At 69.6% G+C, this 26,018-nt stretch carries 23 protein-coding genes; 18 read left to right on the top strand and 5 right to left on the bottom strand.

Features of this window, described 5'->3' with window-relative positions; genetic code table 11:
• Positions 1-2: 2 nt before the first annotated feature.
• A complete protein-coding gene (locus E8A74_RS29235; RefSeq protein ID WP_136932378.1) occupies positions 3-947 on the bottom strand; it encodes a CE1 family esterase in 945 nt (314 codons plus the stop codon).
• Here E8A74_RS29235 and E8A74_RS29240 point away from each other — a divergent pair.
• From E8A74_RS29240 to E8A74_RS29255, 4 genes are read left to right on the top strand one after another with little or no spacing between them, the layout of a single operon-like run.
• Complete coding sequence (locus E8A74_RS29240) at positions 946-4,422, top strand: CHAT domain-containing tetratricopeptide repeat protein (RefSeq protein WP_136932379.1); 3,477 nt, start codon at positions 946-948, stop codon at positions 4,420-4,422. The genes E8A74_RS29235 and E8A74_RS29240 overlap by 2 nt on opposite strands.
• Positions 4,423-4,434: 12 nt before the next feature.
• A complete protein-coding gene (locus tag E8A74_RS29245; protein WP_211365469.1) occupies positions 4,435-5,364 on the top strand; it encodes an ABC transporter ATP-binding protein in 930 nt (309 codons plus the stop codon).
• Entirely contained in the window at positions 5,361-6,194 is an 834-nt protein-coding gene (locus E8A74_RS29250) for an ABC transporter permease subunit (RefSeq protein WP_136932380.1), read from the top strand. The genes E8A74_RS29245 and E8A74_RS29250 overlap by 4 nt, the downstream gene beginning before the upstream one ends.
• Entirely contained in the window at positions 6,194-7,261 is a 1,068-nt protein-coding gene (locus E8A74_RS29255) for a hypothetical protein (RefSeq protein ID WP_136932381.1), read from the top strand. Before E8A74_RS29250 ends, E8A74_RS29255 begins: the two co-directional genes overlap by 1 nt.
• Here E8A74_RS29255 and E8A74_RS29260 read toward each other — a convergent pair.
• On the bottom strand, positions 7,253-8,914 hold the full coding sequence (locus E8A74_RS29260; protein ID WP_170229463.1) for a HEAT repeat domain-containing protein: 1,662 nt from the start codon (positions 8,912-8,914) through the stop codon (positions 7,253-7,255). The genes E8A74_RS29255 and E8A74_RS29260 overlap by 9 nt on opposite strands.
• Positions 8,915-9,099: 185 nt before the next feature.
• Here E8A74_RS29260 and E8A74_RS29265 point away from each other — a divergent pair, with 185 nt between their 5' ends.
• Positions 9,100-10,638 carry an ATP-binding protein gene (locus E8A74_RS29265; RefSeq protein ID WP_136932383.1) on the top strand — a complete coding sequence of 513 codons (1,539 nt, stop codon included), beginning with the start codon at positions 9,100-9,102 and terminating at the stop codon, positions 10,636-10,638.
• A gap of 9 nt (positions 10,639-10,647) precedes the next feature.
• On the opposite strand, the gene E8A74_RS29270 is transcribed toward E8A74_RS29265, so the two are convergent.
• Positions 10,648-11,439, bottom strand: a complete 792-nt coding sequence (locus tag E8A74_RS29270) for an alpha/beta fold hydrolase (RefSeq protein ID WP_136932384.1) — start codon at positions 11,437-11,439, stop codon at positions 10,648-10,650.
• A gap of 304 nt (positions 11,440-11,743) precedes the next feature.
• Between E8A74_RS29270 and E8A74_RS29275 the strand changes: the two genes are divergently transcribed.
• The 9 genes from E8A74_RS29275 (at position 11,744) to E8A74_RS29315 (ending at position 20,284) form a co-directional block, all read left to right on the top strand.
• Positions 11,744-12,178 (top strand): helix-turn-helix domain-containing protein, encoded by a 435-nt coding sequence (locus E8A74_RS29275; protein ID WP_136932385.1) that lies wholly within the window; start codon positions 11,744-11,746, stop codon positions 12,176-12,178.
• A 254-nt stretch (positions 12,179-12,432) separates the two neighbouring features.
• Positions 12,433-13,260, top strand: a complete 828-nt coding sequence (gene pssA / locus E8A74_RS29280; protein WP_136932386.1) for a CDP-diacylglycerol--serine O-phosphatidyltransferase — start codon at positions 12,433-12,435, stop codon at positions 13,258-13,260.
• A 66-nt stretch (positions 13,261-13,326) separates the two neighbouring features.
• Entirely contained in the window at positions 13,327-13,722 is a 396-nt protein-coding gene (locus E8A74_RS29285; RefSeq protein WP_136932387.1) for a hypothetical protein, read from the top strand.
• Between the two features lie 66 nt (positions 13,723-13,788).
• Positions 13,789-14,661 (top strand): cytochrome C assembly family protein, encoded by an 873-nt coding sequence (locus E8A74_RS29290; protein WP_136932388.1) that lies wholly within the window; start codon positions 13,789-13,791, stop codon positions 14,659-14,661.
• A 7-nt stretch (positions 14,662-14,668) separates the two neighbouring features.
• The gene (hemA, locus tag E8A74_RS29295; RefSeq protein ID WP_232379795.1) at positions 14,669-16,156 is read left to right on the top strand and encodes a glutamyl-tRNA reductase; all 1,488 of its coding nucleotides are present in this window, start codon (positions 14,669-14,671) and stop codon (positions 16,154-16,156) included.
• Positions 16,153-17,049: a hydroxymethylbilane synthase gene (gene hemC, locus E8A74_RS29300; protein ID WP_136932389.1), complete on the top strand. Its 897-nt coding sequence runs from the start codon at positions 16,153-16,155 to the stop codon at positions 17,047-17,049. Before hemA ends, hemC begins: the two co-directional genes overlap by 4 nt.
• Before the next feature lie 25 nt (positions 17,050-17,074).
• Positions 17,075-18,700 carry a glycoside hydrolase family 57 protein gene (locus tag E8A74_RS29305; RefSeq protein ID WP_136932390.1) on the top strand — a complete coding sequence of 542 codons (1,626 nt, stop codon included), beginning with the start codon at positions 17,075-17,077 and terminating at the stop codon, positions 18,698-18,700.
• A 41-nt stretch (positions 18,701-18,741) separates the two neighbouring features.
• Complete coding sequence (locus E8A74_RS29310; protein WP_136932391.1) at positions 18,742-19,200, top strand: hypothetical protein; 459 nt, start codon at positions 18,742-18,744, stop codon at positions 19,198-19,200.
• A gap of 46 nt (positions 19,201-19,246) precedes the next feature.
• Positions 19,247-20,284: a hypothetical protein gene (locus E8A74_RS29315; RefSeq protein WP_136932392.1), complete on the top strand. Its 1,038-nt coding sequence runs from the start codon at positions 19,247-19,249 to the stop codon at positions 20,282-20,284.
• Positions 20,285-20,303: 19 nt separating this feature from the next.
• Here the strand turns inward: E8A74_RS29315 and E8A74_RS52840 are convergent, their stop codons facing one another.
• On the bottom strand, positions 20,304-21,158 hold the full coding sequence (locus tag E8A74_RS52840; protein WP_170229464.1) for a hypothetical protein: 855 nt from the start codon (positions 21,156-21,158) through the stop codon (positions 20,304-20,306).
• 130 nt (positions 21,159-21,288) lie between these two features.
• A complete protein-coding gene (locus E8A74_RS29330; protein ID WP_136932395.1) occupies positions 21,289-22,140 on the bottom strand; it encodes a hypothetical protein in 852 nt (283 codons plus the stop codon).
• A 154-nt stretch (positions 22,141-22,294) separates the two neighbouring features.
• Between E8A74_RS29330 and rpsL the strand changes: the two genes are divergently transcribed.
• The 4 genes from rpsL to E8A74_RS29350 form a co-directional block, all read left to right on the top strand.
• Entirely contained in the window at positions 22,295-22,693 is a 399-nt protein-coding gene (gene rpsL / locus E8A74_RS29335; protein ID WP_136932396.1) for a 30S ribosomal protein S12, read from the top strand.
• Between the two features lie 46 nt (positions 22,694-22,739).
• A complete protein-coding gene (rpsG, locus tag E8A74_RS29340) occupies positions 22,740-23,210 on the top strand; it encodes a 30S ribosomal protein S7 (protein ID WP_136932397.1) in 471 nt (156 codons plus the stop codon).
• 286 nt (positions 23,211-23,496) lie between these two features.
• Positions 23,497-25,611, top strand: a complete 2,115-nt coding sequence (gene fusA, locus E8A74_RS29345; RefSeq protein WP_136932398.1) for an elongation factor G — start codon at positions 23,497-23,499, stop codon at positions 25,609-25,611.
• Positions 25,612-25,614: 3 nt separating this feature from the next.
• On the top strand, positions 25,615-26,018 hold a 404-nt coding region (locus E8A74_RS29350), incomplete at its 3' end, for a GTP-binding protein (protein ID WP_232379796.1).

Consider the following 26,018-nt stretch of genomic DNA (forward strand, 5'->3'; position numbering starts at 1 on the left):
GATCACGGCTTCGGGTGCGAGAGGAGCCACTCCACGACCTTCGGCGCGAAATTCGCCCCGAGGCCCGGGACGTGGGTCCCGCCGTCGATCGTCCAGAGCTCCGCCGCGCCGCCTGCCTTGCAGCCCGTCGTGTATTGTGAGACGCTCGTTTCGGCGCCGTCGATCGTGGCGTCGAGGTCGAGCGCTTCGCCCATGGACGGCGTGAGCGCGCAGCCGTTCTTCTGGGCCCATTGCTCGGTCGTCGCCACGGCGCCCGGGATACTTACGCCCATGATCGACTCGCCGTCGTAGGGGACGGTGTCGTCCGCCGTGCCGTGGATTTGCAGCACCGCGACGGGTTTTTCGGCCGCGCATTTCGCCGGATCGTTCCACGTCGCGCCCGCGAGGCTCGCGATGCCGGCGACGAGGTCCGAGCGGTCGCAGGCCATCCGGTGCGACATGAAGCCGCCATTGGAATGACCCACGAAATACACGCGCTTTGGATCGACCTTGTAATGCTCACCGATCTCGGTGACGAGGCCCGAGAGGTAGGCGACGTCGTCGACGCCCACGCCGCCGAAATCGCAACAGGCGTCGGTCGCGTTCCAGAAGCGCTTCGAGCTCGTGTCGAACGTGCCGTCCGGGTGCGCGTACAAAAAGCCGTGTTTGTCGGCCTGGGGTTTCAATTGAAACAGGAGCTCCTGGACGAGGCCGGAGGCGCTGTATCCGTGCAGCAGGATCACGAGCGGGGAAGGTTTGGCCGGGTCGAGGCCAGGCGGGACGTGGACGGTGACGGGGCGATCGCCGCCGACCACGAGCTCGCCGGGATCCTCGCCGCCGGTGCCCCCGGCGCCGCCGGTGCCTCCCGAGCCCGCGGTGCCGCTCGACGCCGGGGGATTCGAGGAGCAAGCCAGGGCGAATGCGAACGGTATGGATGCGAAGACGAGGGAGCTGTAGAAGCGCGTCATGGCGCGAGCTTACCGCACGTTCCGTCGGATCTCCTCGGTGTTCCTCCTCGCAGGGGTGACGCTCGCCGCGGCGCCGGCCCTGGGCGCGCCGCCGCCGGCGCCGAGCGCGGCGCCCGCGAAAGGCCCGCTGACGAGCGCGCAGCAGGCGGCGCTGAAGGAGTCGCAGGAGCTCGCCGTCGAGGCCCAGAAGCTGCTCGAAAAGAAGCAATACGACGCGGCGCTCGTGCCGGCACAGAAGGCCCTCGTGATCCGGGAGAAGATCGAGCCGGAGAGCGTCTGGACGAAGATGAGCGTGCGCCAGATGGCGGAGATTCACGAGGGGAAGAAGCAGTACGCGCGCGCCGTGCCGTACCGGGAGCGCGCCCTCGCCCTCGTCGAGAAGAATCCGAGCAACGACGCGGATATCCGTTATCGGATGCGCGAGCTCGCGGTGACGTTGCACGCCGCGGGGGAGCACGCGCGGGCCATCACGCTGTTCGAGCGCGAGGTCGCCCTCGCCGTGAAGGGCAGCCGCGGCGTGGAGGGGGAAGACGCGATCGGGCCGATCGCGGCGATGGCGGAGCCGCTGAAGGCGCTCCGGCGTTACGACGAGGCCGAGGCCGCGCTGCTCCGCGCGATCAAGATCTGCGAGAACGTCACGCGGAATCGACAACCGTATCCGTATCTGCTCGTGAACCTCGGCCGGTTGTACCACGACACCGGCCGGTACACGCGGGCCGAGCCGGTGCGCGCGCAAGCCGTCGAGCGCGTGGCGGACGTGGGGGGATTTCGATCGAACGCCACGGACGAGATGGCCGAGCTCGCGCAGACGCGGATGGCGCTGCAGGACTATCCGGGCGCGCAGCTCGTCCTCGACGAGATCGTGGCCATCACGAAGGAAAACGCGGGGGAAGCGAGCCTCGCGTACGCCGGCGTGCTCGTGCTGCGCGCCGTGCTCGACGTGGAGACGGGCGCCTACGACCAGGCCGAGCCGCGGCTCTCCCGCGCGCAGGCGATCCTCGACAAGAACGCCGAAAAAGGAAGCGACGCGCCGGACTTGCGGGTCGTCTTGCAGTGGATCCTCGGGCGTATCGCGACGCAGAAGGGAGACTTTTCACGTGGCGACGTGCTGCTTTCGCGCACGCTCTCCCATTACGAGAAGACGAACGGGCCGAAAAACAAGTCCGTGGCAGAGGTCGCGGCGGACCTCGCCGATCTCTACCGGCGCGCGCAGAAGCTCGACAAGGCCGAGGCCCACGCGGCGCGCGCGCTCGCGATCCACGACGAGCTGCTCCCGCCCATGCACCCGGATCGCGCCGAGGCGCGGGCGATCCTCGGGCGCATCCGCGAGATGCGCGGAGATGCAGCGGGCGCAAAGAAGCTCCACGAGGAGGCGCTCGCGGCGCGCGAAAAGACGTTCGGCAAGGAGCACCCGTTCGTCGCGTCGTCGCTGCTCGATCTCGCGGATCTGGCGCGGCGGCAGAAGAACGCGGGCGAGGCCGAAGGGCTCTCCAAAAGGGCGATCGGGATTTTCGAGAAGGCGTTCGGCGCCGAGCACGAAAAGGTCGCCGCGGGGCTCGAAGGGCTCGCCGCATTGTACGTGGAATCGGGCAAGCTCGATCTGGCCCTGCGCGCCGCGACGCGGGCGGCCGAGATCCGCGAGCGGCAGGCGGCGCTCGTGATCGCCGGCGGATCCGAGGCGCAAAAGCGCGCGTTCGTGGCGACGATGCGCGTGGGGACCGATTTCCTGACGAGCCTGCACGCGCGGACGATGCCCGCGGACGCGGACGCGCGGAAGCTCGCGCTGACCACGATCTTCCAGCGCAAAGGGCGCGTGCTCGACGTCATGGCGAGCTCGCTCGCGGCGCTCCGGCGCAAGCTCGGGCCCGAGGAGGCGAAGCTCGCGGACGAGCTCGCGGCGGCGCGCAGCGAGGTCGCGCGGCTCGCCATGCGAGGGCCCGCAGGCGCGCCGCTCGACGATTTCAAAGCGGAGCTCGCGCAGCGTGAGGAGAAGGCGCGGTCGATCGAGGAGAAGATGGGCGGGCGGAGCGACGTGTTCCGCGCCGAGGAGACGCCCGTCACGATCGAGCGCGTGCAAGCGCTTGTGCCCGCGGGAACGGCGCTCGTGGAGCTCTCGGTGTACGTGCCGCGGCGCTCGGCCGACGTGGACATGCCGAGCCGCGAGGGGCCGCCGCGCGTCGCGGCGTACGTGCTCGACGCCGCGGGGAAGGTGGCGTTCGTCGATCTCGGCGAGAGCGCGCCGATCGAGGCGGCGACGAAGGCGCTGCGCGAGACGCTCACGTCGTCGCTCGACCAGGATCCGAAGCCGCCCGCGCGTGCGCTCGACGAGCTCGTCATGCGCAAGATCCGGCCGCTCCTCGGGGGAAAAACCAAGCTCATGATCGCGGCGGACGGCGCGCTTTCGCTCGTGCCGTTCGCGGCGCTCGTCGACGAGGACGGGCGGTACCTGGTCGAGCGGTACGAGATCTCGTACCTCACGAGCGGGCGGGATCTCCTGCGGCTCGCGCGCACCGCGCCGTCGCGGCAAGGCGCGCTCGTGGTGGCGAACCCGGCGTTCGGGCGGCGCGAGCAAGGGGAGAGCGCGCTCGCTGCGCTCGAGGACAAACCCGACGCGAAATCGCGGGGCCTCGACAAGGCGTTTTTCGAGCCGCTGCCGGCGACGGCGGCCGAGGCGCGCGCGCTCGCCCCGATCCTGCCCGGCGCCGTGGTGCACGTGGACCTGGAGGCGACGGAGTCGATCCTGAAGAAAGCGCAGGCCCCGCGGATCGTGCACGTGGCGACGCACGGGTTTTTCCTGTCGGCGAAGGGCACCGCCGCGCGCGCGGCCGAGCCAGGCGAGCGTGGGCTCGAGCTCGAAGCGTCGCCAGACTGGCTGCCGGACGATCCGCTGCTGCGATCGGGGCTCGCGCTCGCGGGGGCGAACGCGAGGAAGGGCGGGGGCGGCGAGGACGGGATCCTCACGGCGCTCGAGGCGAGCTCGCTCGATCTTTGGGGCACCAAGCTCGTCGTGCTCTCGGCGTGCGAGACGGGCCTCGGCGACGTGCAGCGCGGCGAGGGCGTGTACGGCTTGCGGCGCGCGCTTTTCGTGGCCGGCGTCGAGTCGCTCGTCGCGAGCTTGTGGAAGGTCGCGGACGAGGAGACGCAGCGGCTCATGGTGGCCTATTACCAGCGCGTCACGAAGGGCAGCGGTCGGAGCCCCGCGCTCCGGGACGTGCAGCTCGCGATGCTCGCCGACGCGCCCACGTCGCATCCATACTTCTGGGCGAGCTTCGGCGTGTTCGGCGAGCCCTCGCCGATGGGCGTCGACGTCGTGGGCGACCGGCGAACGCCACACGAAGCGCCGCGGGTCATGCCCGTGCAGCCCGGTCCGCGGGGGTGCTCGTGCACGTTGCCTGCATCGACGGGGGAGGAGCCGCTCGGGCTCGTGGGGATGTTCGGGCTCCTCGCGCTCGTCGCGCGGCGCCGGCATCGGTGATAGGGTCTCGCCATGCTGGCCATCGAGGCCCGGGGGCTGCGCAAGACGTACGGCGGGGGATGGCCACGGGGCGCGGGACGGGAGGCGCTCGCGGGGCTCGATCTCTCGGTGGACGAGGGCGCGGCGTTTGGGCTGATCGGGCTCAATGGCGCGGGAAAGACCACGTTCATCAAGTCGCTGCTCGGCGTCGTGCGGCCGAGCGCGGGCGTCGTGCGGGTTCTCGGCAAGGATCCAGAGGATCCGACGGCGCGCGCGCAGGTCGGATATCTGCCCGAGCGCCTCTTTTTGCCGCACGCGTTCACGCCCGTGCAATTCTTGGCGAGCGTGGCGCGGCTGAAAGGGCTCCCGCGGGCCGACGACGAGGTGCGGCGGCAGATCGGGCGGGTGGGTTTGTCGGGGGAAGAGGGGCGGCGCATCGGGGGGTTTTCCAAGGGAATGCGGCAGCGGCTCGGGCTCGCGGCGGCGCTGCTCGGCGGGCCGATGCTCCTCGTGCTCGACGAGCCGACGGACGGCGTCGATCCGCTCGGCCGGGCCGAGATCCGGCGGATCCTCGCGGAGGAGCGGGCGCGGGGCGCGACGTTGTTTCTGAATTCGCATCTCCTCTCGGAGACGGAGCGCGTCTGCGATCGGATCGGCATTCTCTCGGGCGGGCGGCTCCTCCGGGAAGGGCCGATCGAGACGCTTTGCGGGAGCGAGACGCGGTATCGCGTGCGGTTGGCCCCTCCCTTCGATAGCGCGGCGCTCGCGGCGCTCGGCTTTCGGGCGGGGGACGGCGAGGGCGCGTTCGTCGTGGATGCGCCGGATCCTACGGCATTGAACGATCTCTTGGATCAAGCCCGGCGCACGGGGGCGCGGCTCGTGGGGCTCACGCACGACGTGCGGGATCTCGAGGACGTGCTGGCGGAGGCGCTCGGCCAGGGACGGGAGCAGGGACACGCGTGAAATCGTTTGTCGTGGCCAGGGATCTCCTGCGTGAGGCGGCGTCGCGGCGCTGGTTCCTCGCGCTCGGCCTGGGGATCACCCTGATGCTCGTGGTGATGGGTTTGTCCTTGCGGATGGACGTCGTGGACGGGGCGCTCGCGGCGACGCGGCTCTTCGGCAAATCCATGAACACGCAGATCCGCGCGGCGGACGTGGCGCTCCGGCCGGCGTTCGTGGCGTCGTCGTACCTCATCTTTTACGGCGGCCTCCTGTTCGGCGTGGTCGCGTGCGCCGATTTCGGCCCGAGCTTGCTCGCGCCGGGGCGGATCGAGCACCTTCTATCGCTCCCGGTGCGGCGCTTCGAGCTCGTCGTGGGCACGTTCCTCGGCGTGCTCGCGCTCGCGTTGCTCGGGGCGCTGTATGGCGCGGGCGGGCTCGTCTTGATCTTCGGGGTGAAGACGGGCGTGTTTTCGGGGCGGCTCATCGTCTCGGCGTTGCTCGCCAGCGTGACGTTTTCCGCGATTTACGGCGCGATGCTGACGGTGGCGATCGCGGCCCGGAGCGCGGCGCTCTCGGCGGCGTCCGGGGGCGCGCTCGTGCTGCTCGGGATCGTGGCCGGGGAGCGGGAGCGGATTGCGGAGTTTTTCGATTCGGGGATCTCGCGCACGATATTTCGAGGGCTGACCCTGTTCCTGCCGCGGGTCTCGTCGCTCGCGCGTTCGGCCGGGGAGATCGCGGGCTCCGAGCCCGTGGACCCCGCCGCGCTGACGAGCATGCTCTTGGGGCTCGTGGTCTTTGGCCTCGCGGCGCTCTCGCTCGGCATTCACCTCTTCGAACGGAAGGATTTCTGATGAGACGGGTGGCCTGGCTCGTCGCGTTCGCCGCCCTCCTCGGGCTCTCGGCGTTCTTGATGTCGCGGGGGGACAAACCCAAAAAGCCGGAGCGTGTGCTCAAGGCCGAGTTCCCGCGGCACCCGAGGGACTGGGAGGAAGAGCGCAACCGGAAACGAAGGACCTTGCCGCCGGCGGCCCCGCGTCCGGGGGAGGACGAGGGCATCCAGCGAAAACGAGACCCGCTGCTCGTGGCGCTGCCGGTCGAGAAGGGAAAGAGCTCGGTGGTGTTCGAGGTCGCGGCGCTGAAGGAGTCGCCGATCGGGCAGATCTGGCTCGATTGCATGCTGGAGGAGCAAGCCGAGAACAAGCGCCGCGGGCGAGGGCGGGACGATTTCAAGGAGCGTTTCGGGATCGACCTCTTGCAGGACGTCGAACGAATCGCGATGTCGTCGAGCAAGGTGGCGGTCTTGTCGGTCGCGCAGGGCGCGGGGCGGTTCGACAAGTCCGGCTGGCCGAAGCGCACGTTCGGTGAAAAGGGCGCGATCTGGGAGGACACGGAGGGCCGCTCGGTGTTCGCGACGTGGGGGGACGAGCTCGTCCTCGCCGGGGTGGACGTGAAGGAGATCGAAGCGGCGATCGCGCGGCTCGAATCGAAGTCGCCGCCGCAGGCGCCGCCGATCCCGGATTGGTCGGCCTACGGCGACATTTACGGGGTGCTCTCGCCCGAGGAGCTCGCGGACATGTTGCCGGAGGAGCAGGGCGAGATCGCGGCGCGGATCCGGGCCGCGATCGATCGCGTGGATCTGCACGTGGATACGTCGGAGGATGTGGCCATCGTGGCGGACGTGAATGGTTCGAACATGGACGACGTGACGGACCTGGCGAAATCGATGGGCGCGGCCCTGAGCCTGGCCCGTGCGGGCGCCGAGGACCAGGGCGACGATCGGCTGCGGGAGCTGCTCGATTACGCGACGATCAAGCCGCGGGACGGGCGATTCACGGTGGACGTGGCGCTGCCGCTCGAGGTGCTCAAGCAAATGGGGCCGTGCCGGAAGCGGGACGCGGCGCCGTCATCCTCACAGTGAAGGGAAGGGCGACCAGGAGGTGCACCGTTCGCCGCCGCGGATGGTGATTTCCTGGCGTCGCACGGAGGCCGTCAGGGGCGCGCCTTCCATTTCGGCGAGCGCCACGGAGAGCGCAGCCTCGACGGCGCCCCGCGCGGCGTCGTTCGGGGCGAGCAGGTGGCCGCGAAGGAGCGCCGTCGCGGCATCCGGGCCGAAGACGCAGCCGAGGGCGATGGCGGCTTGCTCGGCGGCCGGCGTGTGGTCGAGCTCTTCCCCGGCGTGATCTTCGAGGAGCGCTCGCTCGAAAAGGGCACCATGCTCCCGGGCCTCGTCGATTCTTCCGAGGAGCTGGAGCGCTTCGGCGCGCAGTTTTACGTCGGCGGAGGATTGCGCGGCTTCGGCGAGGGCTTGTACCTGCGAGGCGTGGCCGCGGCGCGCGCGTGCGCCGATCACGCGGAGGCGAACGAAGGGATCGGGATCCTCGGCGAGGCTTTCGAGCGCGGTTTGAAGGGTGGGGCCGTCCTCGGCGACGGCGTCGAGCACGTCGAGGGCGAGGAAGCGGGCCTCGGGATCCGGGAAATGGAGCGCGGCGAGGAGCGCGGACCTGTCGCGCGTGTCGGGGTTTTTCGCGATATCGCGGAGGAGCACGCGGGCGAGGTCGAGGTTTTCAGGGGCGGAGCCGCGCCGTTCGAGATACGCGACCGAGATGCGCCTCTTTCGTCGATGAAGGACGAGGCCGAGGTCGGCGCGTATCGTTTCGTGGAGGCGCGCGTGGGCGAGCAGATCGGCCGCGAGCGCGGGGCCCTCTTCGTCCTCCTCCAGGAAAGCGAGGGCTCCACGATAGCGGTGATGGACCCGCGGTTTTTCGATGGGGCAGCGGAGGGTGAAGTTATGGTCGAGGACGGCTTTTCGCGCAGCCTTGCGGATCTCCGCGGCGCTCGAGAATCGCAACAGCTCCCGTCGCGGAAGGACGAGGGCCGCGGCCGCTTCGGCGCGGATTTCGTCGCCGAGGAGATCAGCGAGATCCGGCAAGCGGCGAATGTCCTCGAAAAGCTCGGCGTCCCGGGGACCTGTGCGCCGGTACGCCGCGAGCACGTCGAGCGCGTCCGGGTGCGTGTCGGCCAAGGAAAACGCGAGGGCGGCGTCGTCCTCGTCGGGGGACCGCCGCGCGACGTCTTCGCGCCAGCGCGCGACGAGCCAGGCTTCGAGCTCCTCGCAAGGTTTGTCCACGAGGAAGCTCATCGACCTGAGCCACCCGCGCCGCGCCTCGGGGCTCGCCCGTTCGAGGCGCGCGCGCAGGTCCGCCCTGCGTGGGCCGCTCTTCGCAAAGGGGAGGAGCTCGATGAGTGACGGCGTCGTGACGTAGTCAGCGCCGCACGCGAGCGGCGTCTCGGGTTCGTCCGCGAAGACCTCGTCGAGCAAGCGCGAGAGGGTTTCGTCGGGCAAACCGACCGAGGCCCGCGCGAGGGCGCGGAGCGCGTAGATGCGATGCCCGCAGGGACGCGCGGGATCGGTCGCGATTCGCATCAACGCGGGGGCGAGCGACCGCGGCGCGAGGAACGAGAGGAGACGCGCGGCGCGGAGGCCTGCGCAACCCGGGAGGTCGAGCCAGGGGAGGAGACGTTCGCCGACCTCGTCAAGGGAGGTCCAGCACAGGGAGGAGACGTCGAACACAGGAGGCGCGTGTGGTCACCGGAGCGCCATGCCGGGAGCACCTGGGCCTCGGGCCGGGCTCGACGTTCATGCGTACCACGGTGCGCGACGACACGCGAACCCATCCCGCGCGTATGCGAGGTGCACGACACGCGCTCGACCTGGGTTCGCTTGACGCCCCATGCTCGCCCTGGGATCCTCTGCGCATGTCCCGCCGCTTCAACACGGCTGGCCCGAACGATCCGGCGCGCCACCACACGGTCCCCGCGCTGTCCCGTGTCCCCGGCGTCCGGGAAATCATCGAGCAGGGCAGTTATTTCATCCTTCACGCTTCCAGGCAGACCGGCAAAACGACCGCGCTGCTCGACCTCGCCGCCGCGCTGAACCGGGAGGGCAAGTACGTCGCTGCGGTGCTCTCGCTGGAGCCCGGCGCCGCGCTGACGAGCATCGACGCGGCCGAGCTCGCGATGCTCGACTCGTGGCGGTACGACCTCGCCGCCTACCTGCCCGCCGACGTCTCGGTCCCGCGATGGCCCGACGCGCCCCAGGGAAATCGCATCGGTGCAGCGCTCTCGGCGTTCGCCCAGGAGGCGCCGCGGCCGCTCGTCATCCTGCTCGACGGCCTCGACTCCTTGTCACGTGATGTGCGGAGCTCGCTCGTCCGGCAGATCCGCGCCGGCAAGCTACGCCGTCCGCGCGCCTTCCCCTGGTCGATCGGCTTCGCCTCGGTGCGCGAGCCCCGCGAGCTCGAGGCAGGCCAGGCGCCTCCGAGCTCCCGCGCACCCGCGAGCTCGACCGGCCTCGACGCCGAAGTGCTCACGCTTCAGGGTTTTTCGCGCAGCGAGGTGGCGACGCTCCTCCAAGGGCTGGAAGAGCGGACCGGGCTCGAGCTCTTGCCCGGCGCCGTCGAGCGCGCCCACGAGCTCACCCAGGGACATCCGTTTCTCGTGAACGCGCTCGCGCAGCGGATCGTTGACGGCGCCGATGGTCGCAAGGGCCCGCTGACGGCGGTGGACATCGAGCGAGCGAAGGATCTCCTCCTCGATCGCCGCGGCGGCCTGCTCGACGAGATCAGCGATCGCATGCGCGACGGAAAGCTTCGGGCGGCGCTCGAGCAGATCCTCGCCGAGTCGCAACGCGAGCCGCCGGCCGAGGACCTGCGGGGCGGCATCGATCTCGGTCTCGTCCGGCGCATGCCCGACGGGACGATCGCGCTGGCGAACCCGATCTTCCACGCGCTCGTCGCGAGGCTCTTGCCGGGCGCCGTGCGATCGGTGTTCCCGGTCGGACAGCCGGCGTGGGTCGGCCCCGATGGACGACTCGACACGGACCGGCTGCTCGAAGCGTTCCTCGACTTCTGGCGGCGGCACGGCGACGCGCTCTTCTCCAGCGCGCCCTATGGCGAGCTCTCGCCGCTCGTGCTCACGGCGTTCTTGAATCGCGTCGTGAAGAGCGGCGGCCTCATCGAGCGGGTCTACGCCATCGGACGCGGTCGCATGGATGTGTGCATTCGGCAGGGCGGAGCCGCGGTCGCGCTCGTCGTGAAGGTGCGTCGCGACCGCGATCCGGATCCGATCCCCGAGGGGCTCTCGCAGGTCGACGAGGCGCTCGCGCGGCTCGGGATCGAGAACGGCTGGCTCGTGGTGTTCGACCGGCGCAAGGGCGTCTCGCCCGTCTCGCAGCGGCTCGGCGCCGCGAAGGAGAAGACGCCGGCCGGGCGTGAGGTCGTGCTCGTCCGGGCGTGAGCCGCGTCGTCACGATCGGAAGCGCAGGAAGTCGCTGAGGATCGCGGCGAACTCGTGCGGTCGTTCCAGGAAGGGCGAGGGGCCCGCGTTGGGCATCTCCGCGACGACGACGCGCGCGTCGGCGAGGCGCGAGAGCGAGCGCGGCGAGATCCCGCCGCGGCTGCCCGTGACGAAGAGCGCGGGCACGGACAAACGGGCGAGCTTCCACGCGAGCGAGCCTTCTTCGGCGAGCGACACGAGCTCGCGGCCCCAGGCGTGAAGCAAGCGCGCGTCGCAGGGGACGCGGCCCGGGTCTTCGGCCGTCGTCGCTCCACGCGCTGCACGCCTCACCGCGTCGCGCAGCGCGTTGATGCCCGGGCCTCCGAGATCGGTGAGGGTCAGCTCCGCGGCGGGGCGGAGGCTCGTGCAGTCGTCCACGGTCTTCGGGCCGTCGATGTCCACGAGGGCGCGGACGAGGCCTGGGTGGCGCTCGGCGATGAGCGCGGCGAGCGTCCCGCCGAGGCCGTGCCCGACGAGGGCCACGCGCTCGCCGAAGCGGCCTGCGAGCCACCGCGCGAAGTGATCGGCGAACGCCGTGAGCGGCGCGGGCCGCGGGGCTGGGACGCTGCGCCCGTGCCCCGGCAGATCGGGCACGACGTGCCGGTGCGCGGCGAGCCGCGCGTGCAGCGCGACCGCCTCGAACACGAGCCCGTGTCCTGCGAGCCCGTGCAGGTACACGAGCGGGGTGCCTCGCGCGGACGGGTGATAATCCCGGACGAACATCCCTGCATCGACCCCGTGCGCCACATCGACCGACAGCATCCGTCCCCCTCCTCGATCGCCGCGATCCGGACCCGAGCCCTCCTCGGGAAGAGCCTGAACCGGTCCGTCCGAAACCACCGACTTCGCGTCGTGTCCGATCCCTGTCTGGCCGGAAGCCTCACGGTCCTCCGGCTCGTTCGCGCTTTCCCAATCGATGCGCGAGGCCGGTCCTCGGGCGCGCCTTCGCCGTCAAAAGGCGCGGAAAAGGGCGGGCGGATCGTCACGTACGGGGCGGCTTTCGGGGCCTCTGCGGAAGTTTGTCTAGGAAAACCAGTCCGTGCACGACTTTGGGTACCGTGCCCACATGCCGCGACGACGCGAGCCCGATCCGTTCGCCCTCCAGGTTGGAATCCGCATCAGGCAGCTCCGCGAGGAGCAGGGCCTCACGATGGAGAAGCTCGCCTTCGAGAGCGAGCTCGGATCGAAGGGGCATCTGTCGAACCTGGAGCGAGGGCTCGCGAGGCCCACGATCCACACGCTGAGGGTCCTCGCGGAGCGGCTGGAGGTCGACGTGCTCGATCTCCTCACGTTCCCCGAGCAGGGCGATCGCCAGAAGCTCGTCGACCTGACGCGTTACCTTGGGCGTGGGACGATCCGCAAGCTGCTCAAGGACATCCTCAAGGACATGGCGCCGCTCGAGTCCGCGAAGGAGCCCGCGGCTGCGGTGCCTCCGCCGAAGAAGGCCGCCAAGCGGAAGAGCGCGCCCGCGAAGGCGCGCAAGAAGAAGCGCTCGTCGTAGGTCGGCATTTCGTTGCTGGTCAAACGGATCGGTTCGCCCACGGACGATCCGGCGGCGCAGCTCTTCGTCAAGCGATCGACCTTCGTGTCGTCCGGGTGCGAAGCGCCGTATCCACTTCCATCCACGCGCGAGCGCGGGGTGCGTAACGCGCTTCCAAGGATCGGACGATCTGCGTCCGATCCTTGGGCTTTGCTTGCGTCTTCACGCGTTGCGTCGTTACGCTCGACGTCCTCATGCGCTGGAGGAGAAGGACGATGGGGAAGGGCATCCGGCTGCGGAAATTCGAGCTCAAGAAGACGCTCTTCTTGCTGCCGAACCTGATCACGCTGACGAGCATCTTCTGCGGCTTCGACAGCATCCGGACCTCGGCGACGGCGCAAGGCGAGGCGGACTTCTACCGCGCCGCGTTGCTCATCGTCTTCGCGATGTTCTTCGACACGCTCGACGGCCGCGTCGCGCGCGCGACGAAGACGCAGAGCGCGTTTGGTCTTCAGATCGACTCGCTCGCGGACGTGGTGTCGTTCGGCGTGGCGCCGTCGCTCCTGCTCTACCAGTGGACGCTGCACCGGCTCGGCACGCTCGGGCTCGTGGCGTCGTTCCTGTTCACGGCGTGCGGGGCGATCCGGCTCGCGCGGTTTAACGTGCTCTCGACCGGCGACGACGGCAAACCCTCGAAGCCGTCGAAGTACATCGTGGGCCTGCCGATCCCGGGCGCCGCGGGCATCCTCGTCTCGCTCGTCGTGGCGAGCCACGCGGCCGGCGGGATGCTCGGGCGCGCCGAGTACACCGTGCTGATGCTCGGCGTGACGATCGGTTTGTCGACGCTGATGGTGTCGACGATCCGGTTTCGCTCCTTCAAGGACGTGAAGCTCAACGCGGGGACGGCCCTGCTCGCCGCGTTCATGGTGGGTTCGTCCGTGGCCGTGTCCCTGAAGATGCAGCCGGCGTTCGTGCTGGTGTGGCTGCTCGGCTGTTACGTGACGATGGGGATCCTGGAGTCCTTGTGGCACCTGCCCCGGCGGCTCCGCGCGAGTCTGCTCGCCGGTGACTCGAACCAGCCCCCGCCCGCGGCGTCGGCCTGAACCTGGGCTGTTCGGAACGGCTTTGACTTTGCGGCAGGGCCGAACCATGTAGACTGCGCGCCGTCCATGAAGAATCGCGTATTTTTCCCGCAGGTCGCGCTCGACGAGTGGCTGGTCGAGGACAGAGTCGACCTCAGGAACGACGAGCTGACGATCAAGAGCGAGGGGCGAAAATACCGCATCATCGAGGCGATTCGTGTCATGAGCGAGGTCAGCGGCTCGCCCGACAGCCACGAGCTGCTCGGCAAGGTGAAGTCGAAGGCCTTCCTCGCCGAGCTCGGCGCCGAGATCCTGGAGACCTCGATGATCCTCGGAGACAACGCGTACGACGTCGTGCCGGGGTTCGTGGGCGCGCCGATCGGGACGTTCGCCGATCACCAGCGCGTCGGGCCTCCATCGCAGACCCGGAACCTGACGACCGACGAGGATCTGCTCGCGGCCTTCCTCGCGACGAAGCTCTGACGATTCGATAGGTCCCCGCGCGCATCGGCCTGCCGCCGCACCCAAGACGCGCTACCTTCTCCCGCCATGACGCGCGCTCTCTCCACGGGGACCTTCTTCGTGGCCGTGTTGCTCTACGGAGCCGCGAGCGCCCTCTTTTTCCTCGACATCGCCCGCAAGGAGACGCGGATCTCCGCATCGATCGGCTCCGTGCCGCCGCCGCGGCGCACCTCGTTTGCTGCGACGAGCCTCGGCGTGGCCGCGGCGTTTCACCTCGCGTACGTGACGTTCGCGAGCCTCGTCGCGCGCGTGTGCCCGGTCAACTCGGTGCATTTCTCGCTCTCCATGGCGTCCATCCTGGCGATCGCGGTGTACCTGCCGGCGCGGCGCTGGGTCCGCATCGACGCGATCGGCGTCTTGCTCGCGCCGCTCGGGCTCGTCTTCGTGCTCGGCACGTATTTCCTCGGGCAGCCGGGGCCGGCGCACTCGCTGAGCCCCGTCTTCCTCGCGCTGCACGTGCTCGCGAACCTCGCAGGGACGGCGCTGTTCCTGCTCGCGGGCGGCGCGGCGATGCTCTACCTCGTCCAGGAAAAGCGCCTGAAAAGGAAGCGCACGGACCGCCTGCGGATCGGCAACCTGCCGCCGCTCGAGGTCCTCGATCAGGCCGTGCACCGCTTCCTCGTCGCAGGCTTCCCGCTGCTCACGCTTGGCGTGCTGACGGGCACGATCTGGGCGAAGGGCCTGGAGACCGGCTCCTTCGAGGAGATCCTGCGGGCCGTGCTGGGGTACACGACGTGGCTCGTGATCGCGGCTGTGCTGCTCCTGCGCGCGGCGGCGGGGTGGCGTGGCAGGCGGGCGGCGTACGGGACGATCGCGGGGTTCTGCTGCGTGGCCGCGGTGCTCGTGATCTACCTCGTGCGGCCCGTGGTCGAGCTCGGCTCGCCGAGGCTCGGAGGCTAGGGCGGGCGTGATCGTCGTCGTTGGCCTCTCCCACAAGACAGCGCCGATCGCGGTGCGCGAGCGGCTCGCCGTGCAGCGCGACGCGCTCCCCGCGCTCTACACGCGGCTCCTCGCGGATCGGTCGATCGGGGAAGCCGTGGTGCTCTCCACATGCAACCGCGTCGAGGTGTATGCCGCTCCGCCGCGTGGAGGTTCGCTCGAAGCGACGAGCCGCGCGACGATCGGCGCGCTCGCGGCGATCGGCGGGGATGCGGTCACGATGCACCTCGGGCGCAAGGAGGGCGGCGACGCGGTGCGGCACCTGTTCCGCGTGGCCTCGTCGCTCGACTCGCTCGTCGTGGGCGAGCCGCAGATCCTCGGACAACTCAAGGACGCGATCGAGCTCGCGCGGGAAGGCAAGGCGCTCGGGCGGACGCTCGGCAAGGCGATGCTGCGGGCGGTTCGCGTGGGCAAACGCGCGCGGAGCGAGACGGCGATCGGCGAAGGGCAAGTGTCGGTCTCGAGCGTGGCCGTGGATCTCGCGCAGGAGATCTTCGGCGATCTTACGGGGCGTAAGGCCGCGCTCGTGGGCGCGGGCGAGATGGCCGAGGCCGCGGCGAAGCTCCTCGCGAAGGCGGGCGCGAAGATCATCGTGCTGAACCGGAGCCCGGCGCGCGCGAAGGTGCTTGCGTACGAGGTGTCCGGCGAGCCGCGTGGGATGCAGGAGCTCGAACGGACGCTCGGCGAGGTCGACATCGCGATCGGCTCGACGTCGAGCCCGACGCCCGTGATCACGGTGGATCTCGTCAAGCGCGTGCGGAAGGTGCGGCGCGGCAAGAGCCTGTTCTTGATCGACATCGCCGTGCCGCGTGATGTGGAGCCCGCCGTGAACGACCTCGACGGCGTGTACCTTTACGACGTCGACGATCTCTCGCAGATCGTGGCGCAGTCGCTCGAAGGTCGGGCGGCGGAGGCGGCGCGCGCCGAGGCGATCGTCGAGGAGGAGGCGCGCGCGTTCGAGCACTGGACGCTCGAACGAGAGCTCACGCCGACGATCGTGGGGCTCTTCAACCGGACGCGCGCTGTGCTACTCGCCGAGCTCGAACGGAGTTTTGCCGGGCGCCTCAAGCACCTCGGCGCCGCGGAGAAGGAAGCGCTGCTCGTGATGGTCGACGCCGCGACGAACAAGCTGCTCCACGCGCCGGTGACGCGCCTCAAGGAGCTCGCGGGCGATGCGCGCGCCGAGGGGTACGTCGAGGCCGTGCACGATCTCTTCGACCTGTCGGCGATCGCCCTGGATGCGATCACCTTGGGGGGCAGCGACGGCAGCGCGATCGACGGAGCGATCACGCTGCCGACTCCGGGCACGAACGGCAAGGCACAGAGCCCGTCTTCGACCATCCCGCGCGCGACGGTGCAGGCTTCGTCTGCGGGTACGCCTGCCGCGGCGACGCTCGCTTCGACCTCGGCCTCGGCCTCCCCGCGCGAGGTCGCGGGCGCAAAGGATCTCGGATGACTCGCCTGACACTCGCCACCCGACGTTCGGCCCTCGCGCTCGCCCAGTCTCGCGCCTTCGCGCGCGCCCTCGTCGAAGCCTCGCCCGGTCTCGAGGTCGGCGAGCTCGAGGTCGTCACGTCGGGCGACAAGATCACCGATCGTCCGCTCCAGGAAGTCGGCGGCAAAGGGCTCTTCGTGAAGGAGCTCGAAGAGGCGCTCCTCGACGGCCGCGCTCACTTCGCGGTGCACTCGTACAAGGACGTGCCTGCCGTGATCCCCGACGGGCTCGTGATCACGTGTGTCCCGCGGCGCGAGGATCCGCGCGACGTGTTCATCACGCGGACGGGCGCGACGCTCGCGGAGCTGCCCGCGGGCGCGCGCGTGGGGACGTCGAGCCTCCGGCGCGCCGCGGCGATCGGCGTGGCGCGGCCCGATCTCGGGATCTTGCCGCTGCGCGGGAACGTGGACACGCGGCTGCGCAAGCTCGAAGAGGGGCAGGTGGACGCGATCGTGCTCGCGCTCGCGGGGCTCAAGCGTCTCGGGCTCGAACGACGAGCGACCGAGATCCTCGATCCCACCGTGATGCTGCCCGCGATCGGGCAAGGCGCGCTCGGGATCGAGTGCCGCGAGGCCGACGAGGAGACGCGGCGCGCGCTCGCGCCGCTCGACGATCCCGAGACGAGCGTGCGCGTGGCCGCCGAGCGCGGGGTGATGGTCGCGCTCGGCGCCGATTGTCGGACACCCGTGGCGGCGCACGCGGTGCGCACGGACGAAGGGCTCTGGATTCGGGCGATGATCGCCGAGGTGGACGGGACGCGGTTGCGAACGGGCGAGCGGCGCGTCGCGTGGCCCTCGGCGGCGGAGGCGACGCGTGTCGGCCTGGATCTCGGGCAGGAGCTCCTCCGCGCCTGAGGGCGCCCGCTCTATTCTGCGGCCGATGCTGGGATACGTCGCGATCGTCCTGCACGCGCACCTGCCCTGGGTGCGCCATCCGGAGCACGCCCGCCCGCTCGAAGAGCGATGGCTGCACGAGGCATTGTGGGAGTCGTACCTGCCGCTGCTCGACGTGCTCGCGCGGCTTGAAGCGGACGGGATCGCGGCGCGGATCTCGGTGTCGGTGTCCCCGACGCTCGCGGCGATGCTCGCCGATCCGCTGCTTCGAAAGCGCTTCGTTCTGCACCTCGACAGGCTCGACAAACTCGCGGCGCAGGAAGAGCGACGGACGAGCGGTGACGCGGCGATGCGTCCGATCGTGGCGTTTTATCGGTCGCGGATCGAGGCCACGCGCGCGGTGTGGGAGCGGATCTCCGGCGACATGCTCGGCGCGCTCGCGGGCCATGAAGATCGCGGCTCGATCGAGCTCCTGACGACGAGCGTGACGCACGCGTATCTACCCGCGCTCACGCGTTCGAGCGCGCGTGCGCAGGTAAAACTCGGCCTGCGCGCGTTCGAGGCCCTCGTGGGGCGAAGGCCGCGTGGGTTGTGGCTCCCCGAGTGTGGCTACGATCCTTCGCTCTTGCCGGAGCTCGCGGCGGCGGGCGTGGGGTACTCGGTGCTCGACGCTCACGGCCTCGATCTCGCGTTGCCGCGGCCTCCGCGGGGCGTGCTCGCGCCGATCCTCTCCTCCGCGGGCGTCGCGTTTTTCGGCCGTGATCCGCGGGCCTCGCGGGAAGTGTGGTCCCGTGAGGCCGGGTATCCGGGGCACCCGGACTATCGCGATTTCTACCGCGACATCGGCTTCGATCTGCCGGAAGCCGCGCTCGCAGGGGAGAGCGGCCCCGACGGCACGCGCCTCATGACGGGGCTCAAGTACCACCGCATCACGGGCCCGGGGCCCCACAAGGCGCTGTGGGATCCGGCCGCGGCTGAGGCGCGCGCGCGCGCGGATGCCTCGCATTTCGTGGCCGAGCGGGCCGCCGCGCTACGTGCAGCACAAGGACGTGGCCCGCGGCCCGTCGTGGTGGCGCCGTACGACGCCGAGCTCTTCGGCCACTGGTGGTTCGAAGGCCCGATCTTCCTCGAACACGCGCTGCGAGCGTTGCATCACGCAGAGCGCGCAGGCGAGATCGCACCCGTGACGCTCGGCGCCTACCTCGCGGCCGAGCCTTCGCTCACGGTGGCCGAGCCTTCGGCTTCGTCGTGGGGCGAGGGCGGTTTTGGCGAGGCGTGGCTCGGGCGCGCGCTCGATCCCGGCCGCACGGAGGGCATGTCGCCGGCGCACCTCGTGCGGCACGTGCGCCATGCCGAGAACACCGTGCAGGGGCTCGTGCGGACGCGGCGCGGCGCGGACGGGCTCGCAGGGCGCGCGCTCGATCAGGCGATCCGCGAGCTCGTGTTGCTCGAAGCGAGCGACTGGGGCTTCATGATCCGGCGCGGCGAGATGGCGGCGTATGCGGCGGCGCGGGTGCGCGCGCACGCGAGCCGCGTGGATCGGCTTTGCAGGCTCGCGGGGCGCGACTGGATCGGCGAGAGCGAGGCGCGGTGGATCGAGGCGACGTGCGAGCGGACGCCGTTCCTCGCCGAGCTCCGAGGCGAGTGCTTGCGCGACGCGTTCGATGCGTGACGACCGCATCTTGGGCTTGTCGATCCGCCCCTGGATCACGGATGCTCATCTTCCCGATGCGCGTTCGTTCGAGCTGGCCCCGTCTCGCGTCTTTGTTGCCGTCGTGCTTCGCGCTCGCGTCGATCGCCTGCGGCAGTGATCTCTTCCACGCGACCGACTGGGCCACGCTCTGCGACACGAACCCGACCGCGAAGGGCTGCGCTGGTGAGGGCGGCGGCGGCACGGGTGGCGCGGTGGTCGCCGAGTCCTGCATCCCATGCGCCCATCTCGCGAGCGCGCGTGTGGCGAAGCCTGCCGACGTCCCGGTGTGTCCGAGCTCGGTCGACGTCCACGCCGTGCTCGAACAGTGCCGGTGCGAGGCGACGAGCGTCTGTTCTCCGAGCTGCTCGCTCACGCCGGTGTGCGGTGGCACCGAGGTGGACGTGGAGGCGTGTGACGCTTGCGTCGAGACCTCGTGCGGCCCGTATCTCCTCTCCTGCCTCGCGCAAACGGCTCCTTGAGCGGCACGAGTTGACAGCGATCGCTGCACGCGGAGACGATCGCTCCATGCTTCGCTTCGATCGCCTCTTCGGGCTCGGTGTTGCTGGTCTCGTGTTTGCGGCTGCGTGCGGAGGCGGAGGGGACGGTAGCTCCGCGTCGGCGTCGGGCGGCGGATCGGAGCCCGTGTGCACGAGCGACGCGCAGTGCGGCGCGAGTGATCCTTGCAAGATCGCCGCGTGTGTCGCCGGCGCCTGCGTCGAGACCCAGGCGCCCGAGGGCAAACTCGTCCTCGACGGCCTCGTCCCCGGTGACTGCAAGCGCAAGCAATGCAAGGCCGACGGCACGATCGAGGAGGTCGTCGACGACACGGACAAACCTGAGGACTACAACCCCTGCACCCTCGACACGTGCGCGGCAGGCATGCCGAGCCACGCACCGGATCCTGCGATGGACGGCGCGTCGTGCGGCGCGAGCAGCGTGTTGATGTGCTCGGGCGGCCTGTGCATCGGTTGCACCGAGGCGGCGCAGTGTCCGCAGGGCGGCCTCTGCCACGTGGCCGTGTGTAACACGATGACGAACGCGTGTGGCCTTGGGTTCGACGTGGGCAAGTCGGTCTCGAACAAGGATCTCGGTGACTGCCTGCAAGCCGTTTGCGACATGAACGGCCTCGTCGTCCCGGCGCCCGCGCCGAGCGACGTGCCCCCGCCCGACGCCAACGAGTGCGACGTCGAGTCGTGCGGCGAAACCGGCGCGATCGTCCACACGCCGCAGCTCGACGGCACCGCGTGCGGCGGCTCCTCCACGTGCAAGCCGAGCTCATGTGCGGCGGGCGTGTGCGTGACGCAGATGCCCTTGCCCGGCACGGATGTCGTCCTGGAGACGCAGGTGCCCGGCGATTGCCACAGCACCGTGTGCGACGGCATGGGAGGCACGCTGGATCAGCCCGACGACGCGGACGTGCCGATCGATCTGACGCCGAATGACTGCACGATCCCCGTGTGCTCGGGCGGCACGGCGTCGACGGGCCCTGCTCCGGAGGGCGCCTCGTGCACGAATGCGGGCGGCGCGCTCAGCAAGTGTGATGGGAGTGGTAGCTGCATCTGACGTCGCGGGCGCGACGTGATCAGAACGTGACGCGAAGCCCCGCCGACGTGGGGCTCACGAGGAGGCGCAAGCTCGTCTGCGGCGCGGCCGGTGGGGTCGTGGAGGGCGCGTCGGGTGTGGTCTCGTCGCTCTTCACGGGCACGCGCTTGCTACCGATCACCCACAGCGGCACGCCCACGCCGAGCGCCACGACACCCGTGATCAGGATGCCGTAGCCCACGGCTTGCTGCGTCTCGTCGGAGCGCGTCTCGCAGATCGTGGGGCCGAACTGTGACTCGCAGTAGATCGGGATCTGGCTCACCGCCGTGCTCGCGATCGCCGAGCCGGCGAGGACACCGACGATGCCCGCGGTCGTTGCCAGGATGCCGCCGACCATCATCGGCGTGCTCTTGCGCTCGTAGCGCGGAGGCGCCGGCTGCGGCTCGCCGTAGTAGGGGCCGTAGTACGGATATCCGTACGGGTATCCTTGCTGCGGCGGACCGTATCCGGGCGGAGGCGGGCCGTACTCGCCGCCTTGCGGGGGCGGGCCGTACCCGGGCGGAGGCGGGCCGTACCCGGGCGGATAGCCGTATCCTGCGGGCGGCGGCGGCGCGGGCGGAGGCGCTGCCGCGCCCGTACCGGTCGGGGGCGGCGCGCCGGGAGTGACGCCCGGCGCGGGCGGAGGTGCGGCGAGCGGAGGCGCGGCGGGCTGCTCTGCGGGCGCCTGTGCCGTGCTCGGCGGAGGCGGCGCTTGCGGCGCCTGGGCGTGCGCCGCGGGGCCCATCGCGAGCAAGGAGAGGCCCAGCGCGGAGGCGGCGACACACGCGAGGGAAGCGCGCGCTCGGCGAGCGGCGGGCGTCGCGCGAAGAAGCTCCGGATCCGGCAACGTGGGCATCGAGGACTGTCCTTTCGGCAGGGGCTCTGTGCGAGGGGAATCGAGGTCCCGCAGGCTGCGCTCGCTTTTACGATAACGAAAAACGAGATGCACGTGGCGCGTCAAGCGTGCTCCCGCGTCGAGGGAGCGATCACTCGTAGGCATCCTCGGCGGGACGGCTCGGCGCCTTCGGTGCTGCGGGCTTGCTCGCGCCGGTCTTCGTCGCAGCTTTCGGCTTGTCCGCGGGGGTCCCCGTCGGGCTCGCGGCGGGCTTCGAGGCCGTCTCCTTCGCCGCGGGCGCTTCCTTCGCCGCGGGCGCTTCCTTCGCCGCGGGCGGCTCTTCCGCAGTCACCGTGGCGCTCGCCTTCGTGGGGGCGTCGCTCGTGGGCGTCGGTGCTTCCGTCGGCGCGGCCTGGATCGGAGGCAACGGCAGCGACGCGGGCCTCGTCTCAGGCTGCGCCTCCGGCTTCGGTGCGGGCTTCTTTTCCTGCGTGTTCGTGGCAGGTTTGTCCGGCGCAACCGTTGGGGACGAACCTCCTTGCCCGAGGTAGACGAACACGAATGCGATCGCCACGAGGCCGAGCAGCACGAGCACTGCGTGCTCCTTCTTCGGGCCCTTCCTCTTCGCGGGCTCGATCGCCTGGCTCGTGCTCTCCTCTTTCTCCGTCGTCGGCGTCGCTTCTGCGGCGCGTGAGGTCGCCTTCGCAGACTTCTTCGCGGCCTTGCTCTCCGACGTTTTCGACGCGGGCGCAGCACTCTCGCTCGCGACGGTGTCCGAGGTGTTTTTCGTGGTGGCCTTCGGGGCCTGGCGCGTCGCAGCGGGCGCGGCTACGCTCGAGGCGCGCGTGGCCTCGTTGGATTTCGTCTCGCTGGGGGCGGCCGGCGAGGCCTGCGCCGGGCTGGCCGTCGGGGTCGGCTTGGAGACGGATGTGGAGACCGACGGGGAACGCGCGGCGCGCGCTCGGTGCTCCTTGCGCTGGGCACGGGAAAGCTTTTTGCTCACGATCCGACGCTAACCGAAGCGGGTTCGATCAGGCAAAACCTCGGATCCAGGGCAGGAAAAGCAACCGGGGTGGAAAGTCCGTTCTCGGACGGCTTGACATGGCCCCTTCGCCGAGTATCCTCCGCGTCCCCCGATTCCGGGTAGACGAACCACCATGCCGACCATCAGCCAGCTCATCCGAAACGGCCGCGAAGCCGCTCGTTACAAGACGGCCTCTCCGGCGCTCAAGTCCTGCCCGCAGCGGCGTGGCGTGTGCGTCCGCGTGTACACCACGACGCCGAAGAAGCCGAACTCGGCCCTCCGCAAGGTGTGTCGCGTGCGCCTCACCAACCAGATGGAGGTCACGAGCTACATCCCGGGCGAGGGGCACAACCTGCAGGAGCACTCGGTCGTGCTCATTCGCGGGGGTCGCGTGAAGGATCTGCCGGGCGTTCGTTACCACGTCGTGCGCGGCACGCTCGACGCCTCGGGCGCCGCGGGGCCGAGCTCGACCAACAAGGCGACCCGCAACCGCAAGCGCTCGAAGTACGGCGTGAAGCGTCCGAAGAGCTGAGCCGAGCTCGCTCTCCCCCGATCACAGTCCGCCAGAAGGAAGCACCATGCCTCGTCGACGTGAAGTTCCGAAGCGCAGAATCATTCCGGATCCGAAGTTCAAGGACAAGCTCGTCGCCAAGTTCACCAACTCGCTCATGTTGAGCGGGAAGAAGGCGACGGCGGAGAGCATCCTCTACGGAGCGTTCGACGTCATCCGCGACCGCTTCAAGGAGGAGCCCATCGAGGTCTTCCGGAAGGCGCTCGACAACGTCAAGCCGAAGCTCGAGGTGAAGAGCCGGCGCGTTGGCGGCGCGACCTATCAGGTCCCGGTCGAGGTTCGGCCGGAGCGTCGCGTGGCGCTGGCGATGCGCTGGCTCGTGACGTACTCGCGTTCGCGCGGCGAGAAGACGATGCGCGAGCGCCTCGCGGCGGAGCTCATCGACGCGGCGCAGAACCGCGGCAACGCCGTGAAGAAGAAGGACGACACGCACAAGATGGCGGAGGCGAACAAGGCCTTCGCGCACTACCGCTGGTGATCGTTCGGACCTAGAGCGGTCGGACACGGCAGGAGACACGTCGAGCGAGATGGCGAAGGCGACATAAGGATCGGGTTACGTGCTCGAACATGGCGGCGCGAAGCGCGCCGCCAACGAACGTACCCCGACACCCTCTCCAGGTTCTCGAAGCACGCCAAACGGAGGCGGGCAGGGCTGGAGAGGGTGTCGTGCGTTCGGGGTTCGAAGCGACGAACGGCGACGACAGCGACGCAAACGAGACTGACGCCCGACATCAGCAAAGACAAACCGACCGCAGGAGGAAGCAGTGGCCCGCGAATACAGCCTGGAGCGCACGAGAAACATCGGGATCATGGCCCACATCGATGCGGGCAAGACCACGGTGACCGAGCGCATCCTCTATTACACGGGCGTCAACTACAAGCTGGGCGAGGTCCACGAGGGCGCTGCGACCATGGACTGGATGGTCCAGGAGCAGGAGCGCGGGATCACGATCACGGCTGCGGCGACAAACTGCTTCTGGGAGCCGAAGGAAGGCCCGGACGCCGGGATCCGGCACCGCATCAACATCATCGACACGCCCGGCCACGTGGACTTCACGATCGAGGTCGAGCGCAGCTTGCGCGTGCTCGACGGCGCGGTCGCGGTGTTCGACGGTGGCAACGGCGTCGAGCCGCAGAGCGAGACGGTCTGGCGTCAGGCGGACAAGTACCGGGTCCCGCGGATCGCGTTCATCAACAAGATGGACAAGATCGGCGCGGACTTCGACATGTGCGTCGACTCGATGAAGGACCGGCTCGGCACGAACGCGGTGGCAGTGCACTACCCGCTCGGCGCGGAGGACAAGTTCCGCGGCGTCATCGACATCGTCCGCATGCGCGCGGCGGTCTTCGACGACGAGACGAAGGGCGCCGAGTACAGGTGGGAAGCCATCCCTGCGGATCTCGAGGCGAAGTGCCGGGAGCTCCGGGAGCGCCTCATCGAGGCGTGCGCGGATGCGAGCGACGCCGTGATGGAGAAGTTCGTCGGCGGAGATTCCGCCTCGGTCACCGAGGAAGAGATCTACGCGGCGATCCGCGCGGGCACGCTGAACTTCAAGCTCGTGCCGGTGCTCTGCGGCTCGGCGTTCAAGAACAAGGGCATCCAGCTCTTGCTCGACGCGATCATCCAGCTCCTGCCTTCGCCGGTCGACATTCCGCCGGTGCAGGGCACGGATCCGGACAAGAAGGACAAGGTGGTGACGCGCAAGGCGGCGGACAACGAGCCGTTCGCCGCGCTCGCGTTCAAGGTGATGAACGATCCCTTCGGCCACCTCACGTACTTCCGGGTCTACTCGGGCACGGTCGAGAGCGGCTCGAGCGTCCTCAACTCGACGCGCGGCAAGCGCGAGCGTTTCGGGCGCATCCTGCGCATGCACGCGAACAAGCGTGAAGAGGTCAAGACCTGCTACGCCGGCAACATCTACGCGGCGGTGGGTCTCCGCGACACGCGGACGGGAGACACGCTCTGCGAAGAGAAGCACCCGGTCGTCCTTGAACGGATGGAGTTCCCGGACCCGGTCATCTCCATCGCGATCGAGCCGAAGACCAAGGCGGATCTCGACAAGCTCGGCGTGTCGCTCCAGAAGCTCATGTTCGAGGACCCGTCTTTCCGGACGTTCACGAACGAGGAGACCGGGCAGACGATCATCGCCGGCATGGGCGAGCTGCACCTCGAGATCATCGTCGACCGCCTGAAGCGCGAGTTCAAGGTCGACGCCAACGTCGGCAAGCCCGAGGTCGCCTATCGCGAGACGGTGTCGCGCAAGGTCACCGACGTCGAGGGCCGGTTCGTCCGGCAGACCGGCGGGCACGGTCAATATGGTCACGTCGTGATCGATCTCGGCCCTGCGCCCCGCGGCGCTGGGTTCGTCTTCGTCAACGACATCACTGGCGGCATCATCCCCAAGGAGTTCATCCCCTCCGCGGAGAAGGGGATTCGAGACGCGCTCGGGCGCGGGGTGCTCGCTGGTTATCCGGTGGTGGACGTCGAGGTGCGGCTGCACTTCGGCAGCTACCACGAGGTCGACTCGTCGGGCCCCGCCTTCGAGGTGGCTGGCTCGATTGCGTTCCAGGAGGCGGCCAAGCGCGCGGGCCTCGTGCTCCTGGAGCCGGTCATGTCGGTCGAGGTGGTTTGCCCGGAGCAATACCTCGGCGACGTCATCGGCGACCTGAACAGCCGTCGCGGGCGGATTCTCGACATGGGGCAGCGGGGAAATGCGCGCGTCGTGCGCGCAGAGGTTCCGCTCGCCTCGATGTTCGGCTACGCGACGGACGTGCGTTCGAAGACGCAGGGCCGCGCGACGCACACGATGCAGATTTCGAATTACGCACCAGTCCCGGTCGCGATCCAGGAAGAGATCGTCGCCAAGCAGCGAGGTTAGGCAATGGCCAAGGAGAAATTCAGTCGAACGAAGCCCCACGTGAACGTCGGCACGATCGGTCACATCGATCACGGCAAGACCACGCTCACGGCGGCCATCGTCAAGGTCCAGTCCAAGCAGAAGCTTGCGAAAGAGATCAAGTACGCCGACATCGCCAAGGGCGGCACCGTCCGTGACGAGACGAAGACGGTGACGATCGCGGCGGCGCACGTGGAGTACGAGTCGCCGAAGCGCCACTACGCGCACGTCGACTGCCCCGGCCACGCCGACTACATCAAGAACATGATTACGGGCGCCGCGCAGATGGACGGCGCGATCCTCGTGGTCAGCGCGCTCGACAGCGTCATGCCGCAGACCCGCGAGCACGTGCTCCTCGCGCGCCAGGTCGGCCTGAACTACCTCGTCGT

Origin of the sequence: Polyangium fumosum, from assembly GCF_005144585.1 — a bacterium.
In the GTDB taxonomy this organism is placed as follows: Bacteria; Myxococcota_A; Polyangia; order Polyangiales; family Polyangiaceae; genus Polyangium; species Polyangium fumosum.

What these genes read in the sequence shown, in the direction of transcription:
- E8A74_RS29245 (WP_211365469.1), top strand. Translation starts at nt 4,435, where the DNA reads ATGCTGGCCATCGAGGCCCGGGGGCTGCGCAAGACGTACGGCGGGGGA.
- E8A74_RS29285 (WP_136932387.1), top strand. Translation starts at nt 13,327, where the DNA reads ATGAAGAATCGCGTATTTTTCCCGCAGGTCGCGCTCGACGAGTGGCTG.
- hemC (WP_136932389.1), top strand. Translation starts at nt 16,153, where the DNA reads ATGACTCGCCTGACACTCGCCACCCGACGTTCGGCCCTCGCGCTCGCC.
- rpsG (WP_136932397.1), top strand. Translation starts at nt 22,740, where the DNA reads ATGCCTCGTCGACGTGAAGTTCCGAAGCGCAGAATCATTCCGGATCCG.
- rpsL (WP_136932396.1), top strand. Translation starts at nt 22,295, where the DNA reads ATGCCGACCATCAGCCAGCTCATCCGAAACGGCCGCGAAGCCGCTCGT.
- pssA (WP_136932386.1), top strand. Translation starts at nt 12,433, where the DNA reads ATGGGGAAGGGCATCCGGCTGCGGAAATTCGAGCTCAAGAAGACGCTC.
- E8A74_RS29255 (WP_136932381.1), top strand. Translation starts at nt 6,194, where the DNA reads ATGAGACGGGTGGCCTGGCTCGTCGCGTTCGCCGCCCTCCTCGGGCTC.
- E8A74_RS52840 (WP_170229464.1), bottom strand. Translation starts at nt 21,158, where the DNA reads ATGCCCACGTTGCCGGATCCGGAGCTTCTTCGCGCGACGCCCGCCGCT.
- E8A74_RS29275 (WP_136932385.1), top strand. Translation starts at nt 11,744, where the DNA reads ATGCCGCGACGACGCGAGCCCGATCCGTTCGCCCTCCAGGTTGGAATC.
- E8A74_RS29310 (WP_136932391.1), top strand. Translation starts at nt 18,742, where the DNA reads ATGCTCATCTTCCCGATGCGCGTTCGTTCGAGCTGGCCCCGTCTCGCG.
- E8A74_RS29305 (WP_136932390.1), top strand. Translation starts at nt 17,075, where the DNA reads ATGCTGGGATACGTCGCGATCGTCCTGCACGCGCACCTGCCCTGGGTG.
- E8A74_RS29235 (WP_136932378.1), bottom strand. Translation starts at nt 947, where the DNA reads ATGACGCGCTTCTACAGCTCCCTCGTCTTCGCATCCATACCGTTCGCA.
- E8A74_RS29315 (WP_136932392.1), top strand. Translation starts at nt 19,247, where the DNA reads ATGCTTCGCTTCGATCGCCTCTTCGGGCTCGGTGTTGCTGGTCTCGTG.
- E8A74_RS29240 (WP_136932379.1), top strand. Translation starts at nt 946, where the DNA reads ATGGCGCGAGCTTACCGCACGTTCCGTCGGATCTCCTCGGTGTTCCTC.
- E8A74_RS29270 (WP_136932384.1), bottom strand. Translation starts at nt 11,439, where the DNA reads ATGCTGTCGGTCGATGTGGCGCACGGGGTCGATGCAGGGATGTTCGTC.
- E8A74_RS29265 (WP_136932383.1), top strand. Translation starts at nt 9,100, where the DNA reads ATGTCCCGCCGCTTCAACACGGCTGGCCCGAACGATCCGGCGCGCCAC.
- E8A74_RS29290 (WP_136932388.1), top strand. Translation starts at nt 13,789, where the DNA reads ATGACGCGCGCTCTCTCCACGGGGACCTTCTTCGTGGCCGTGTTGCTC.